At 61.2% G+C, this 15,612-nt stretch carries 12 protein-coding genes; all 12 read left to right on the top strand.

Annotation, left to right across the window (positions count from 1 at the left end):
* Nucleotides 1-415 precede the first annotated feature (415 nt).
* Nucleotides 416-1,675: a cytochrome P450 family protein gene (locus CKQ53_RS05375; protein WP_118894749.1), complete on the top strand. Its 1,260-nt coding sequence runs from the start codon at nt 416-418 to the stop codon at nt 1,673-1,675.
* Nucleotides 1,668-2,870 (top strand): cytochrome P450, encoded by a 1,203-nt coding sequence (locus CKQ53_RS05370; RefSeq protein ID WP_118894747.1) that lies wholly within the window; start codon nt 1,668-1,670, stop codon nt 2,868-2,870. The genes CKQ53_RS05375 and CKQ53_RS05370 overlap by 8 nt, the downstream gene beginning before the upstream one ends.
* A gap of 82 nt (nt 2,871-2,952) precedes the next feature.
* Entirely contained in the window at nt 2,953-4,254 is a 1,302-nt protein-coding gene (locus CKQ53_RS05365; protein ID WP_118894745.1) for a cytochrome P450, read from the top strand.
* Nucleotide 4,255: 1 nt separating this feature from the next.
* A complete protein-coding gene (locus CKQ53_RS05360; RefSeq protein ID WP_118894743.1) occupies nt 4,256-5,350 on the top strand; it encodes a glucose 1-dehydrogenase in 1,095 nt (364 codons plus the stop codon).
* A gap of 13 nt (nt 5,351-5,363) precedes the next feature.
* A complete protein-coding gene (locus tag CKQ53_RS05355) occupies nt 5,364-6,713 on the top strand; it encodes a cytochrome P450 (protein ID WP_094117931.1) in 1,350 nt (449 codons plus the stop codon).
* 274 nt (nt 6,714-6,987) lie between these two features.
* On the top strand, nt 6,988-7,860 hold the full coding sequence (locus CKQ53_RS05350; protein ID WP_118894741.1) for a polyprenyl synthetase family protein: 873 nt from the start codon (nt 6,988-6,990) through the stop codon (nt 7,858-7,860).
* Nucleotides 7,861-7,910: 50 nt separating this feature from the next.
* On the top strand, nt 7,911-9,482 hold the full coding sequence (locus CKQ53_RS05345; protein WP_094117932.1) for a prenyltransferase/squalene oxidase repeat-containing protein: 1,572 nt from the start codon (nt 7,911-7,913) through the stop codon (nt 9,480-9,482).
* Nucleotides 9,479-10,393, top strand: coding sequence for a terpene synthase family protein (locus tag CKQ53_RS05340; protein WP_094117933.1), 915 nt, complete (start codon nt 9,479-9,481; stop codon nt 10,391-10,393). The genes CKQ53_RS05345 and CKQ53_RS05340 overlap by 4 nt, the downstream gene beginning before the upstream one ends.
* A gap of 23 nt (nt 10,394-10,416) precedes the next feature.
* Complete coding sequence (gene fni / locus CKQ53_RS05335; protein ID WP_094117934.1) at nt 10,417-11,466, top strand: type 2 isopentenyl-diphosphate Delta-isomerase; 1,050 nt, start codon at nt 10,417-10,419, stop codon at nt 11,464-11,466.
* A gap of 294 nt (nt 11,467-11,760) precedes the next feature.
* The gene (kdpF, locus tag CKQ53_RS05330) at nt 11,761-11,850 is read left to right on the top strand and encodes a K(+)-transporting ATPase subunit F (protein WP_118894739.1); all 90 of its coding nucleotides are present in this window, start codon (nt 11,761-11,763) and stop codon (nt 11,848-11,850) included.
* On the top strand, nt 11,850-13,523 hold the full coding sequence (gene kdpA / locus CKQ53_RS05325) for a potassium-transporting ATPase subunit KdpA (RefSeq protein ID WP_094117935.1): 1,674 nt from the start codon (nt 11,850-11,852) through the stop codon (nt 13,521-13,523). Before kdpF ends, kdpA begins: the two co-directional genes overlap by 1 nt.
* Before the next feature lie 30 nt (nt 13,524-13,553).
* Nucleotides 13,554-15,602 (top strand): potassium-transporting ATPase subunit KdpB, encoded by a 2,049-nt coding sequence (gene kdpB / locus CKQ53_RS05320; protein ID WP_094117936.1) that lies wholly within the window; start codon nt 13,554-13,556, stop codon nt 15,600-15,602.
* Nucleotides 15,603-15,612 lie beyond the last annotated feature (10 nt).

The raw sequence follows: 15,612 nt of genomic DNA, 5'->3' as shown, positions 1-15,612 counted from the left end.
CGTGTTGATGCCTTGGAACAACGAGAAAAAGTACAGATAAAACCTTTATTCATCATAAAGTTTCATAATGAAATACTCTGATGCTTTTTATTATTGTCGGCTGTTATATTGTTTTGACAAAACGGTGTCAAACAATGGAAACGCAGTGAAATAAACCAATAAAGTACCAATTTTTCAAAATAAAAACCTACCCACATCCTTAATACCCCCACCCTTAAAAATGCTTTACAGTGCTTTTTTCTTGATCTAAGTTAAAAAAACGCGGTTTAAAGTTTAAAAATCAACCAGCAATAAGTTGACCATTTTTATTTTTCTCGCCAGCAAGACACGACGAAGCACATGACCATAACCCTAAACTTTATTAAACGATTTGTTCAATATTGCTTGGGTATTTCTTCGACACGGAGGTCAATGCATGCGAAAGGGAAGTGCATTTTGCGAGAGTGACATCACCGCTATTTCATCCAGCCCGGCAGACCTGGACTCGACCTCTGCTCGGCTTTTGCAAAAGGGTCCCATCGCTGGCGTCTCGCTCCCCGGTAACATCAAGACTTGGGCGATCAGCCATCATCACACTCTCCGGCAAATCGTTGCCGACCCGAGATTTACCCGTGATTGGCGTCATTGGCGCGCCTTGCAGGAGGGAGAAATTCCGGAGAATCATCCCCTCATTGGGATGTGTCGCCTCGATAACATGGTCACCGCCCACGGCGCCGATCACAAACGGCTGCGGGGCGTCCTGTCGAAAGCGTTCACGCCGCAGCGCATCGCACTGATGCGTCCGAGCATTGAACAGCGGGTCGCCGAGCTCATTGCCGCCATGAAGCAACAGGGCTCTCCGGCCGATTTGATGGCCAATTTCGCCATCCCGCTTCCCACCATGGTTATCGCCGAACTGTTTGGCCTGCCGGACCAGCTCCGAGCCGAAATCGTCGGCTTGACCAACAGCCTAGCCAGCACCGAGGCGACGCCGGAAGAGGCTCGTGCAACGAGGGAGCGCATACCCCGTTTTTTCGACCAACTGGTTAAAACTAAACGACTTAATTTAAGCGACGATCTGGCGTCCGCGCTGATTCTTGCCCGCGACAACGGTGAGCTAACGTCTGATACTGAGCTGCTCGACATGCTGTTCATGGTGCTTTCGGCGGGGTTCATCACCACTTCCGGCGTCATCGGCAACGGCGTGCAGGCATTACTCACTCATCCCGATCAGCTCCAGATGCTGCGTAACGGCGCTATCTCCTGGGAGCAGGCTATCGAGGAAATCTTGCGCTGGGGCAGCAGCGTCGCCTATCTGCCGTTCCGCTACGCGATGGAAGATATGGATATCGGCGGCCGCCACATCCGCCGGGGAGACGCCGTCCTGATGGCATTCCACGCGGCGAACCGCGACCCGAACGAGTTCGGCCCGAATGCCAGCCAGTTCGATATTACCCGCAAGAACAACCGTCATTTATCCTTCGGGCAAGGCCCTCATTTTTGTCTTGGCGCCGCGCTGGCGCGGCTGGAGCTCATGAGCGCGCTTCCCGCCTTATTCACGCATTTCACCGATCTCGCGCTGGCGACAGCCGACGAGGACATCAGCTATATGCCGTCCTACGTCATTCGTTGCCCGTTGACCTTACCGGTCTCTTTCAGGAACACACCACAGAAAATGGAGGGAACCCATGCTTGAAAATCACCCAGTACAATTGCCGATGTGGCGCGTCAACCATATCGAGCCGTCGCCGGAGATGCTGGCGCTGCGCTCACGCGGACCCATCCACCGCGTTCGTTTCCCCTCCGGCCATGAGGGCTGGTGGGTGACCGGATACAATGAAGCCAAGACCATCCTAAACGATGAGCGGTTTCGTCCTGCAGGCATGCCGCCCGCCGAATTTACGCCGGACTCCGTGATTCTGGGCTCTCCTGGCTGGCTGGTCTCTCACGAAGGCGCTGAGCACAGCCGTCTGCGCGCCATTGTCGGGCCAGCGTTCAGTCCTCGCCGCGTACAAACGCTGACCCAGCAGATTGAAGTCATCGCCTTTCGCCTGTTTGACGAGATGGCATCCAGCCCGCAGCCGTTAGACCTGCGTAAACACCTGTCATTCTCCCTGCCTGCGATGGTGATTTGCGCCTTGATGGGCGTGCCATTCGAAGACCACACCTACTTCGCCGGACTTTCCGACGAAGCGATGACTCACCAGCACGAAACGGGCGCGCGTGACGACTCCCGCGTGGCATGGGAAGCCCTTCGCGAATACATTCGCCGGAACATGCATGCCAAACGAGAAACGCCCAACGACGATCTGCTGACGGATCTCATGACGGCGGTCGATCAGGGAAAAGCGACGGAAGAAGAAGCGCTGGGATTGGCGGCAGGTATGCTGGTGGCAGGGCATGAAAGCGCCGTGGCGCAGATCGAATTCGGTCTGCTGGCCCTGTTTGAACACCCCGATCAACGTCAGCGGCTGATTGACGATCCGTCGATCGTGGATCAGGCCGTGGAGGAGATCCTGCGAATGTACCCTCCTGGCGCGGGCTGGGACGGCATCATGCGCTATCCGCGCACGGACGTGACGATTGCGGGCGTCCACATCGCCGCGGAGAGCAAAGTTCTGGTCGGGCTGCCGGCGACCTCCTTCGACCCTCGGCAATTTAAAGACCCGGAAGTGTTTGATATCGGGCGCGACAAAAAACCTCACCTCGCCTTTTCCCACGGACCGCACTACTGCGTCGGCGTCGCGTTGGCGCGGCTGGAGCTGCGTATTGTGTTCGGCAATATTTTCCAGCGCTTCCCTCAGCTACGTCTGGCCGTGCCTGCGAATCAGCTCACGCTGCGCAAAGAGATCATCACGGGCGGATTCGAGACGTTCCCCGTGTACTTGTAACGCCCAACACAGGCTCCCTTAGGGCCGTTCTTAATTTGTCCTGTTTCCCGCAGTCGCCTGCAGAACAGGCGTGAGGTCACTGATGAACACGCAAGAACATTCTACCCCGTCGGCTACTGCCTACCGGGATGCATTCGCTGCGCTGGCTGCGCCGGACAATAACGCGAATCCGTATGACTATATGCGCTGGCTGCGTGAGCACGATCCCGTACATCGCTCAGTCTCCGGTATTTTTCTGCTGAGTCGCCACGCCGATATTTACTGGGCGCTGAAAGCCACCGGAGACGCCTTCCGGGGCCCGTCCGCCGAGGATTTAGCCCGCCTTTTCCCTCGGGCGGCGACCAGCCGGTCGCTGAACCTGCTCGCCTCCACGCTGGCCATGAAAGAGCCGCCCACGCACACGCGCCTGCGTCGACTTGTCTCCCGCGACTTCACGGTGCGGCAGATCGACAGCCTGCGACCCGGCATCGTGCGGGTGACTCATTCGCGACTGGACGATATCGCGTCCTCGCTGGAAAAAGGCGATGTCGTCAACCTGCACGAAGCCTTCTCCGTCGTGCTGCCCATGCTGACTTTCGCCGAACTGTTTGGTATGACGCAGGCGGATATTTTCGCGCTCGCCGCCAGCATTCGCACCATTCTGGAGGGACTTAACCCGCACGCCAGCGACGAACAGCTTGCGGCATCGGACGCGGCCAGTCTGGAGGTGCAGCGCTATTTTGAAGGACTGATAGAGCAAAAGCGGCGCGCGCCCCAGTCAGACCTGGTATCGGCGCTGGTGTCCACCCACGATGATGACGCCGACACACTGTCGGATGCGGAGCTCATCAGCATGCTGTGGGGCATGTTGCTGGGCGGATTCGCCACCACCGCCGCAACGATCGATCACGCCATTCTCGACATGCTGGCGTTTCCTGAACAGCGGCGCTGGCTGGATGGCGACGCGGCATCGGTCAAAGCCTTTATCGAGGAAGTGCTGCGCTACGATGCCCCCGCCATGTTCAGCTCCATTCCGCGCATCGCTCAGTACGACATCCCCCTCGGCGACGTCACCATCCCCGAAGGGGCTGACGTGCGCGTGCTCCTCGTGTCCGGCAACCGAGATCCAGCGGCATTCCCCGACCCGGACCGCTTCGACCCGTCACGCTTCCACGGCACTGCGCCGGGCATGTCCACCGACGGCCACGTCCTGTTGAGCTTCGGTCACGGCATCCATTTCTGCCTCGGCGCCCAGTTGGCGAGAGTGCAGTTGGCCGAATGCCTGCCCGTCATCCACGCACGATTCCCACACCTTGTGCTGGCCGGCGATCCGGAGCGGGAACCTTCCGCCTTTCTCAGGACCTTCCGCTCTCTGCCGGTCCGTTTGGATACGCCAGGAGAATGACATGAAAGTGAAGGTCAACCCGGACTTATGCGGCACGACGGGACAGTGCGTACTGACCCTGCCCGGCATGTTCTGGCAACGCGATAAAGATGGCATTGCGGAAGCCCATTCGGGCGACGTGCCGGAAGCGCTACGCGAGAAGGTGTTGCTGGCGGCCAGTCAATGCCCGGTCGCCGCGATTGAGATCCTCGACGACGAGAGGGGACGTCCTCCCCTCATCCACGAGCAGGTCATCGACGTACAAAACAAGGAGCGCCCGATGGGTAAGTTCAACGGTAAAACCGCTGTAGTCACCGGCGCGGGAGCGGGTATCGGTAAGGCCTGCGCGGCCGCTATCGCTCAGGAAGGGGCGCGCGTGGTGGTAGCGGATATCGACGGCGATAGCGCCGAGATCTGTGCCGAGAGTATCCGCGCAGCGGGCGGCGAGGCTATCGCGTTGTCCGTGGACATCTCGGACGAACGTAGCGTCGCCGCGCTGTTCGCCCAGACAGCGCGTCATTTTAGCGGCGTCGATTTGTTGGTCAACAATGCCAGCGCCATGAATCTCACGCCGCGCGATCTCAATATTCTAGAGGTGGACCTCGCCATCTGGGATCAGATTATCGCCACCAACCTGCGCGGCACGCTGCTGTGCTGCCGTCAGGCTATCCCCGGCATGGTCGCTCGCGGGGGCGGTGCCATCATTAACATGACCTCCTGTCAGGGATTGAGCGGCGATACGGCACTCACCGCCTACTCCGCCTCAAAGGCCGGGATGAACATGTTGACCACGTCACTGGCAACGCAGTACGGCCAGAACGGCATACGCTGCAACGCAGTGGCGCCGGGACTGATTATCACCGAACGGCTGGCGGCCAAGCTGAACGATACCCTGCGGCAACACCTGATGCGGCACCAGCTGCTGCCGCGTACCGGGCTGCCGGAGGACGTCGCGGCGCTGGTGGTTTTTCTCCTCTCCGAAGACGCCGCGTTCATCACGGGTCAGGTGATCCGCATCGACGGAGGCATGCTGTCGCACGTCCCCACCTACGCCGACGGCGGCAATATCCGACGTCCCGCGCCCGCCAGCCCAGACTTCGACCTTCCCCGTTCGTGATGGAGATGACGACATGCTGCTAAATCCGTTCAAACGCAGACCTCGTCCAGCGCAGGGCATTCCCATGATGGCGGGCGCTTTTCCCGTGCTGGGACACCTTCCCGCCATCGTGTGCAATCTGCCCAGCCTGCTGCGCCACGGAGAAAAGACCTATGGCGACCATTTTTGGCTCGACTTCGGTCCTGCGGGGCACTTCGTGACCAGCACCCACCCGGACGTGTTCGCACTACTGAGAAACAAAGAGGCTTCGTCGGCGCTGATTGAAGAAATGGCGACCGATATGCTGGGCGGATCGGTCGTGGCGCAGGACGGCATGACGCACCGACATGCCCGGAATGCCATCAAGCCGACCTTTTTACCGAAAGGGCTGACGCAGGCGGCCATCGGAGAAACTTTCGCTCCCCTTATCCACCAGCGTATTCAGCAATGGTGCGCGCTGGACGAAATTTCGATTCTGCGGGAGTCCAACGACCTGATGCTTACGCTGATTTTCCGCCTGTTGGGTATCCCTGCTCGCGACCTTCCCCAGTGGCATCGTCAATATCGCGACCTGATCCGTCTGCTGATTGCGCCCCCCATTGACCTGCCCGGCACCCCGCTGCGACGGGGGCGCGCGGCGCGCAGCTGGATTGACGGACAGCTGCGGGACTATATCCGGCATGCGCGCGCCCATCCCGATGAGCCGGGCCTGTTCTGCGCACTGGTGACGTCATTTGACCAGAACGAACAGCCGTTGCCCGACGATACGCTGATTGCCAACCTGCGCCTGCTGGTGCTTGCAGGCCATGACACCACCGCATCGACAATGGCATGGATTACCGTTGAACTGGCGCGCCGCCCCGACGTCTGGGAGTCGCTATGCGAAGAGGCGGAGAGACAAGGACGAATCCCTACCCAGCACAGCGATCTGCCGCAATATCCGGTCGCGGAAGCGGTCTTCCGAGAGACGGCGCGCCTGCATCCGCCCACGACGCTTTTGCCCCGACGCGCCGTGCAGGATCTCGACATCGCCGGTCACCGCATCCAGGCAGGCACCAACCTGTGCATTCCGCTTCTGCACCTGTCGCACTCCTCCCTGCTGCACGAACAGCCTGATGAATTCCGGCTAGAGCGCTGGCTGAACAGGACGGAGTCGATCAAATCCATCGACGCGCTGCAATTTGGGACGGGGCCGCACGTCTGCATCGGTTATCACCTGGCGTGGTTGGAACTGATGCAGTTCAGCGTGGCGCTGGCGCTGACCTTACGCCGGGCCGGGCGGCGACCGCAGCTTCTGAATGACCCCGATAAAGGCACTCACTACTACCCCACCGCGCATCCCTCGATGGGGATTCGCATCGCCTTTTCGAAAGAGACGGGCTGACGATTATCGCTATGAACTCAGAGGGCGTCCGAGTCATAAAAACCGCCGGACGAATGGCGAGGGAAGCCCGATATCGCGGCGGGCGTCTCGGGAAAACAAGCCGACAGCGTCCAGACGGACTGACCCACGTGCTGGATTGATGGCACGGAAACGATGGGAGAGAAATGATGAATATCCTCACCAACAGGCACAAGGACACGAAGTGCGCATTCGGCGCCCGTGAAACAGGCACCCGCGGGGGCATTCCCTTCATACGCAGGACGTGAGCGTATGGATGAAAACCAACGCCAAGCATATTGAACACGCGCTGGCAGAGCTTTTACCTGCGGATAACGACAACGGCACCCGTCTGTCCGAGGCAATGCGGTATGCCACGTTACAGGGCGGAAAGCGTACCCGAGCGCTGCTGACCAAAGCCGCGGGAGCGCTGAATGACACGCCCGCGTCCCTTCTGGACGAGATCGGCGCCGCTATCGAAATGATGCATGCCTGCACGCTGGTTCATGATGATCTCCCCGCGATGGATGACGACGTACTGCGCCGGGGCCTGCCCACGGTGCATGTAAAGTTCGACGAAGCGACGGCGATTCTGGTCGGGGACGCATTACAGGCCCACGCCTTTCTTACGCTGACACAGCTGGCTATCCCCTCTGAAAACCGCATCGCGCTGGTTCAGGAACTGGCACGCGCCGTGTCCACCGAGGGGGCCGCAGGCGGTCAGGCCATCGATTTGGCGATCGTCGGCAAAAGCGTGCCGCTGGAGCACATCATCAAAATGCACGCCATGAAAAGCGGTGCGCTGGTTCGCGCGTCGGTACGCATGGGGGCGCTCTGCACGGTTATCGACGACGACGAACACCGCGAACTCTACGACGCGCTGGACCGCTACAGCGCCGCGTTCGGCCTGGCGTTACAGGTCATCGACGACATTCTCGACGCCACCGAGGACACCGCTACGCTCGGGAAAACCGCAGGCAAAGACGCAGCGGCGCAGAAACCCACCTGCGCATCCCTGATGGGAATTGAGGCCGCTCGCTCGCTGGCTTCGGATTTGTTTCACGACGCCGAAACGGCGATTGCGCCGCTGGGGCCGCGCGCCGAAAAGCTGGCGCAACTGATTGCACTGGCGGCTAAACGGCTGCCCTGATTTCCGAATGCGCTCGTCATTGGCGGGTCGCCTAAGAGGGAGAACTCAACATGCACGCTTTAACTGAAAACATCCTGGCCGAACTGAATACGCTGCTGTCCGACATGCACGACGGCGGCTACGTCGGCCCTTCGGTGTACGACACCGCGCAGCTATTACGCGCCCATCCCCATCCCCCCGACCGCGTCGGCGCCTATCGCTGGCTGATTGAACAACAGCACGAAGACGGCGGTTGGGGCAACCCGGACTTCCCGCTGCATCGTCAGGTGCCGACCGTAGCGGCGGTACTGGCGCTGCATGAGGCGCAACCTCAGCCCGAAGGGGCCGCCGCCGCCCTCGCTGCTGCCGACGCTTATCTGACGCAGGAGAATGATCCCTATGCCGAAGGCATTCCGGACGACGCGCCTATCGGCGTCGAGCTCATCCTGCCGCAGCTATGCCGTCAGGCGGCCGCGCTTTTCCCCCCACTCGCCTATCCGCGCTACGGCGCGCTCTACGAGGCGGAAAGCGCGCGGCTGGGGAAGCTGAAATCGCTCACGACGGTACCGTCCGGACACCCTCTGTTTCACTCCTGGGAGTCCTGGGGACGGTCATCGACCGAGGCCACGCCCGACGCGTTCGGCAGCGTGGGCATTAGCCCTTCGGCGACCGCCGTCTGGCTGGGTCGCGCCTATGCCGAAAACTCAGCCGCGCCTCACGAACGCACAGCACGTTATCTCCACAAGGCCTCGCGCGCGACCGGCGTCGGCATCGACGGTGTGGTGCCGAACGTTTGGCCCATCGACGTTTTCGAACCCTGCTGGTCGCTGTACTCGCTTCACCTCGCGGGCCTGTTTTCTCACCCCACGCTTGCCACCGTGGTGCAAACCCTCGCGGCAAACATCCAGACGCGCCTTACCCCACGCGGGGTGGGGCCGGCACAGACTTTTGCGTCGGATGCTGACGATACCGCCATCGCAGCGGCGGTCGTGCAGCTTTCAGGCCACTCACTCACTTTCGATCCGCTGCGTCAGTTCGAAAAAGGCGACCTGTTCGTGACCTTCCCCGGCGAGCGCAATCCGTCGCTTTCGACGACAATCCATGCCGTGCACGCGCTAAGTCTGCTCGGCACCGCCGCGCCCGCCGCACGGGCTTACATTGAGAACGGCAAAAGCGCCGATGGCGTATGGAAAAACGAAAAATGGCACGCCTCCTGGCTGTACCCGACGTCACATGCCGTCGCCGCGCTGGCGCACGGCATGCCGTCGTGGCGAGATAATGATGTGCTGAACAAGATTCTGGGGACGCAACATCCGTCCGGTGGGTGGGGCGCGGGGTCTGCGCCGACGCAGGAAGAAACCGCCTACGCGCTGTTCGCGCTGCACATCATGAACGACAGAGTTGACACCGACCTGCGCGAGAAGCTGGCGTCAGTCGTTGCTCGGGCGCGGGAGTGGTTACTGGCCCGCTATCAGCCGAACCAGCTTCCCGTCACGCCGCTGTGGATCGGGAAAGAGCTGTATTGCCCTCAGCGCGTGGTGCGGGTCACCGAACTGGCCGGACTCTGGCTGGCGCTGAACTGGGACGCTCTCCACGCCGACGTTGGCGACGCACTAACAGAACCCCAGGGAGAACGGATATGACCTTGCACGACGACGCCTGCCAGCAGGTGAAGGCCTGGGGCGAAACGCTGTCCGGCTTTCTCGACGAGCATGCGGTGGAGGCCGTCCGGGGAGGACAATTTATCCTCAACAGTATTCGACCCGAGCTGATCGCGATGAGCGCCCGTACCGGACATGATCCGGACGACGAAGCACGAGTGCTTGCCTTCTATCAGGAGATGGCGCTGCTGTTCTGGATCGATGATTGTCACGATCGCGCGACGATATCCCCCGACGACTACGCCGTCGTCGAGGGCATCCTCGTCGGCCGGACGCCGGACGCGCCAACGGCGTCCGTGGGCTGCTCCGTCCTGCGCCATCGTCTCGCCCGACTGGCCTGCCACCAACACGATTATTCACAGCTATTGGCCGACACGCAGGCCTACAGCACGGCCTTACAAAACGGCAAGCGCCTTGCAAACGACCCAGGAGGCTGGTCTTATGCCGAGCATCTCCGAAACGGCATCGACTCCATCGGCTACCGAAACGTGTTCGGATGCCTGTCGCTGTTATGGGAACTGGATATGCCGCGCTGGCTGACCGAACCGACCTTTCAGAATGCCCTGCGCTTCCTCTGTGCCATCGGCCGACTGCAAAACGATCTCCATGGCCTCGACAACGATCGCACCTCGGGCGAAACCGATAATCTGGCGGTACAACTCGAACGCCGCTATCCCACGTTGAGCGCCGTCGCGTTTCTTCAGACTGAAATCACCGGCTATGAAAGGATGCTGAGGCCGCTGTTGAAGACGGCGAAATTCGCTCCCATCTGGGTACGACTGATGGAAACCATGCTGACGGTTGGCACTCAATATTACGCCACATCGGCCCTACGCTACCGGGTTGACGGCACGGCAACGCCCGCCCGCTCAGACGATCCTCGCCACGCATGAGTGGGCAGCGACAGGGAGTAAAAATGAAACCAAGCGACGCGCTAAGCCAACGCAAGAACGACCACCTGGATATCGTCCTCAGGCAGCAGGCCGACTCGCCCACCTCCGCGGGCTGGGATCGCATCCAGTTCGAACACTGCGCGTTGCCGGAGCTGAACCTTGAGGACATCGACCTGAGCAGCACGTTGCTGGGCATCGGGATGCGAGCGCCTCTGCTGATCAGCTCCATGACCGGCGGGGCGAGGCGCGCCGAGGCCATCAACCGCCATCTGGCGGAAGCGGCGCAATCATTACGCATCGCGATGGGCGTGGGTTCGCAGCGCGTGAGTCTGCGAACCGACCACCGTCAGGGGCTGACGCGCGCATTACGCCGCACCGCGCCGGATATCCCGTTGCTCGCCAATATCGGCGCCGCCCAACTGCTGGAATCTGATGGGCTAACGCTGGCGCGCCGCGCGGTGGAAACGCTGGAAGCCAGCGGCCTCATCATCCATCTCAACCCATTGCAGGAGGCCGTTCAACCCGAGGGCGATCGCGACTGGCGCGGGGTACTGGGCTGCATTGCGCAGGCAGCCGCTCATATTGGCGTCCCGGTGATGGTGAAGGAAGTCGGGACAGGTCTTTCGGCGCGGGTAGCGCGAATGCTGGTCGATGCGGGCGTACAGGCCATCGATATTGCCGGAGCGGGCGGCACCCATTGGGCGGCGGTGGAAGCCGAGCGCGCAGGCCACCCCGCCGACCGGGAGGTGGCAATGGCGTTTGCCGACTGGGGCATCCCCAGCGCCACTGCGGTACAACAGGTTCGGCAAGCATTGCCGGAGACGACGTTGATCGCTTCCGGAGGTATTCGCAACGGCGTAGATGCGGCGAAAGCTCTCCGACTGGGTGCGGACATCGTGGGTCAGGCGGCAGGCGTTCTCGAGGCCGCCACCCGATCCACCGAGGCGGTGATCGCCCATTTCGACATTCTTATTCGCCAGCTGAAAATTGCCTGCTTCTGCACGGGGTCGGGCAACCTCGCGGCGCTGCGGCAGGCTCGGTTATTGCCGCCTCCCGGCATGATCCCCGAGTAACACGCAGCGAAAACTCCCGCTTCAGGGAGGGACCAACGCTATCAATGTCCGTTTGCGCGGACTGAGTTCGACGCATGACCGGCACGCGTTTTTTGCCCTTCGCGACGCAGGCTCACTCGACGCGCAACCGGCGGACGTCGACATGGTCGATCTCGCCCCCCTAACAGACCCGACATTGCCGAGTTTTCGTTCCATTTATACAAAATTTTTATACCACCCCTCCGCAATTTGACGACATTTTTATGTCCCTTTCTCTACGCTCCTCCGTATTCCCTTCACACCTGGAGAATCACCGTGAGCGCAGGAATTATCGCCGGCATCGTGCTGGTCTTTTTATTACTGGGCTACCTGTTTTACGCCCTGTTTAATGCGGAGGCGCTGTGATGGCCGCCGATGCTGTTTTACTCCTCGCCGTCTATCTGACGGCGCTGCTGTTATTGGCCCAGCCGCTAGGACGATTGCTGACGGGACTCATTCACGATAACGCGTTGCCGGGAACGGCGTGGCTTGAGCGTGGGGTTTGGCGACTGTGCGGCATCTCGGACGGCGACATGAACTGGCGTCAATATCTGGCGGCAGTGCTGGCGTTCAACCTGCTCGGCATCATCGTCCTGTTCGCCATCCTGATGTTGCAGGGATCGCTGCCGCTCAATCCGCAGGGATTGCCGGGGCTGTCGTGGCATCTGGCGCTGAATACCGCCATCAGCTTCGTCAGCAACACTAACTGGCAGTCTTACGCCGGGGAAAGCACCCTCAGCAACTTCAGCACGATGATGGGGCTGACCGTGCAGAACTTCCTGTCTGCGGCGACCGGTTTCGCGGTGCTGTTCGCACTGATTCGCGGGTTCGCCCGCCACGCGACCGACAAGCTGGGCAACGCCTGGCGCGACCTGACGCGGACCACCCTGTTTGTGCTGCTGCCGCTGTCTTTACTGGCGGCGCTGTTGATGGTCAGCCAGGGCGTGCCGCAAACCCTCAGCCCTTATCTGACCTTCACTACGTTGGAAGGCGTGCAGCAAACGCTGCCGATGGGGCCCGTCGCCTCGCAGGAAGCCATCAAAATGATCGGCATCAACGGCGGGGGGCTGTTTAACGCCAACTCGGCGCATCCGTTCGAGAACCCGACAGCGCTGACCAACTTCGTGCAGATGCTGGCGATGTTCCTGATCCCCGCCGCGCTGTGTCTGGCATTCGGCCGGGCAATCCGCGATACCCGACAAGGACACACCGTGCTGTGGGCGATGCTAATTATGTTCGTGGTCGCCGCAGCCGTGGTCATGAAGGCTGAAGTCGACGGCAATCCGCATCTGGCCGCCTACGGTGCGGACAGCGTGCTGAACTGGGAAGGCAAAGAGAGCCGCTTCGGCATCCTGCAATCTGCGTTGTTCGCGGTCATTACGACGGCGGCCTCGTGCGGCGCGGTCAATGCGATGCACGACTCCTTCACCGCGCTGGGCGGCATGGTGCCGCTGTGGCTGATGCAGATTGGCGAAGTGGTCTTCGGCGGCGTGGGCTCCGGCCTGTACGGCATGCTGATGAACGTCATGCTGGCGGTATTCGTCGCCGGGCTGATGATCGGCCGCACCCCGGAGTATCTGGGCAAAAAAATCGGCGTACCGGAAATGAAAATGACGGCGCTCGCCATCCTGATCGCGCCGACGCTGGTCCTGCTCGGCACGGCGTTGGCGATGATGACCGACGCAGGTAAAGCCGGGATATTGAACCCCGGACCGCACGGCTTTACCGAAGTGCTGTATGCGCTCACGTCCGCCGCCAACAATAACGGCAGCGCGTTCGCCGGGCTGTCCGCGAACACGCCGTTCTACAACCTGTTGCTGGGCGCCGCCATGCTGATAGGCCGATTCGCCCCCATTATCCCTGTTCTGGCGATCGCCGGTTCGCTGGCGAGTCGTCCTACGCAACCCGCCAGCGTCGGGACGCTGCCGACCCACGGCGCGCTGTTTGTCGGACTGATTATCGGCATCGTGATGCTGGTCGGGGCGCTGACGTTCATTCCATCGCTGGCCTTAGGGCCCATTATCGAACATCTGCAGTGATGACACTATTCATTGCCGGAGACACATTTTATGGGACATAACACGCTTTCCCAGCCGCGCAACACGCTGTGGCGCGCCGCGCTGGTCGAGTCATTCAGGAAGCTGGACCCTCGGATGCAATATCGCAATCCGGTGATGTTCGTCGTCTTCCTGGGCAGTATTCTGGCGACGCTGCTGGCCGTCGGTGTAGGCATGGATTGGCTGACGGGGGAACTGACGTTTACCGCGGCGATCAGCCTGTGGCTGTGGTTCACCGTGCTGTTCGCCAACTACGCCGAAGCGCTGGCCGAGGGCCGCAGCAAGGCTCAGGCCGAGAGTCTGAAAGGCATCAAACGCACCAGCTGGGCGAAAAAACTGGCAGAGCCGAAACACGACGCGCCGCACCAGCAGGTCGCAGCCGAAAGCCTGCGAAAAGGCGATTGGGTACGGGTGGAAGCCGGCGATATTATCCCCTGCGACGGCGAAGTGCTGGCGGGCTGCGCGTCGGTGGATGAAAGCGCCATCACCGGCGAATCCGCGCCGGTGATCCGCGAAGCCGGGGGCGATTTCGCTTCCGTCACAGGCGGAACGCGCATCCTCTCCGACTGGCTGGTGATCCAGTGCAGCGTCAACCCCGGCGAAACCTTTCTGGATCGCATGATCGCGATGGTCGAAGGGGCCAAGCGCCGCAAAACGCCCAATGAGATCGCGCTTTCCATCCTGCTGATCGCGCTGACCATCGTCTTTCTGCTGGCGACCGCGACGCTGTACCCCTTCTCAGCCTGGAGCGGCTCGCCGGTCAGCGTCATCGTGCTGGTGGCTCTGCTGGTCTGCCTGATCCCCACCACCATCGGCGCATTGCTGTCGGCGATTGGGATCGCGGGGATGAGCCGGATGCTGGCGGCCAATGTGATCGCCACCAGCGGACGCGCAGTAGAAGCCGCGGGAGATGTCGATGTGCTGCTACTGGATAAAACCGGCACTATCACGTTGGGCAACCGTCAGGCCAGCCAGTTTCTGCCCGCCCCCGGCATCACGGAGAATGCGCTGGCAAACGCCGCTCAGCTGGCGTCGCTGGCGGATGAAACCCCGGAAGGCCGCAGCATCGTGGTGCTGGCCAAGCAGAAATTCAACCTGCGCGAACGCGACCTACAGAGCCTGAACGCCACGTTCATCCCCTTCACCGCGCAGACCCGCATGAGCGGCGTGAATATCGGCCCGAAGATGTTACGCAAAGGCGCGGCCGACGCCATTCGCCGTCACGTTGAAAGCCAAGGCGGACAGTTCCCGGCGGCGGTTAACGTGCTGGTGGAGTCGGTGGCTCGCTCCGGCGGAACGCCGCTGATCGTAGCGGAGAATAACGCCGTGATGGGGGTCGTGGCACTGAAAGATATCGTCAAAGGCGGCATCAGGGAGCGCTTTGCCGAACTGCGCCGGATGGGGATCAAAACCGTGATGGTCACCGGCGATAACCCGCTCACGGCGGCCGCCATCGCCGCCGAGGCCGGGGTGGATGACTTTCTGTCGGAGGCGACGCCGGAAGCCAAACTGGCCCTGATCCGCCAGTATCAGGCTGAAGGCCGCATGGTCGCCATGACCGGCGACGGCACCAACGATGCGCCCGCGCTGGCGCAGGCCGATGTGGCGGTGGCGATGAACTCGGGGACGCAGGCGGCCAAGGAGGCGGGCAACATGGTGGATTTGGACTCCAACCCCACCAAACTGCTGGAGGTCGTGCGCATCGGTAAACAGATGCTGATGACGCGGGGCTCGCTGACCACCTTTAGTATCGCCAACGACGTGGCCAAGTATTTCGCCATTATCCCAGCGGCGTTTGCCGCGACCTATCCGCAGCTCGACAAGCTGAACGTGATGCATCTGCACTCGCCGAACTCGGCCATTCTTTCCGCCGTGATCTTCAACGCGCTGATTATCGTGCTGTTGATCCCGTTGGCGCTCAAAGGCGTTCGCTACCGCCCCATGTCCGCAGCGTCGCTGTTGAGCCGTAATCTGTGGATTTACGGCGCGGGTGGACTGGCCGCGCCGTTTATCGGCATCAAACTGATCGACATGCTGTTGACCATTCTGGGTCTGGGCTGAGGAGCCAAAG

It is taken from the genome of Lonsdalea britannica, from assembly GCF_003515985.1.
GTDB classification, from domain to species: Bacteria; Pseudomonadota; Gammaproteobacteria; order Enterobacterales; family Enterobacteriaceae; genus Lonsdalea; species Lonsdalea britannica.
Note: the sequence above shows the minus strand (reverse complement) of the source record. Positions and strands in the feature narration are given on the sequence as shown.

What these genes read in the sequence shown, in the direction of transcription:
- CKQ53_RS05345 (WP_094117932.1), top strand. Translation starts at nt 7,911, where the DNA reads ATGCACGCTTTAACTGAAAACATCCTGGCCGAACTGAATACGCTGCTG.
- CKQ53_RS05340 (WP_094117933.1), top strand. Translation starts at nt 9,479, where the DNA reads ATGACCTTGCACGACGACGCCTGCCAGCAGGTGAAGGCCTGGGGCGAA.
- fni (WP_094117934.1), top strand. Translation starts at nt 10,417, where the DNA reads ATGAAACCAAGCGACGCGCTAAGCCAACGCAAGAACGACCACCTGGAT.
- CKQ53_RS05360 (WP_118894743.1), top strand. Translation starts at nt 4,256, where the DNA reads ATGAAAGTGAAGGTCAACCCGGACTTATGCGGCACGACGGGACAGTGC.
- CKQ53_RS05365 (WP_118894745.1), top strand. Translation starts at nt 2,953, where the DNA reads ATGAACACGCAAGAACATTCTACCCCGTCGGCTACTGCCTACCGGGAT.
- CKQ53_RS05350 (WP_118894741.1), top strand. Translation starts at nt 6,988, where the DNA reads ATGAAAACCAACGCCAAGCATATTGAACACGCGCTGGCAGAGCTTTTA.
- kdpA (WP_094117935.1), top strand. Translation starts at nt 11,850, where the DNA reads ATGGCCGCCGATGCTGTTTTACTCCTCGCCGTCTATCTGACGGCGCTG.
- CKQ53_RS05370 (WP_118894747.1), top strand. Translation starts at nt 1,668, where the DNA reads ATGCTTGAAAATCACCCAGTACAATTGCCGATGTGGCGCGTCAACCAT.
- CKQ53_RS05375 (WP_118894749.1), top strand. Translation starts at nt 416, where the DNA reads ATGCGAAAGGGAAGTGCATTTTGCGAGAGTGACATCACCGCTATTTCA.
- CKQ53_RS05355 (WP_094117931.1), top strand. Translation starts at nt 5,364, where the DNA reads ATGCTGCTAAATCCGTTCAAACGCAGACCTCGTCCAGCGCAGGGCATT.
- kdpB (WP_094117936.1), top strand. Translation starts at nt 13,554, where the DNA reads ATGGGACATAACACGCTTTCCCAGCCGCGCAACACGCTGTGGCGCGCC.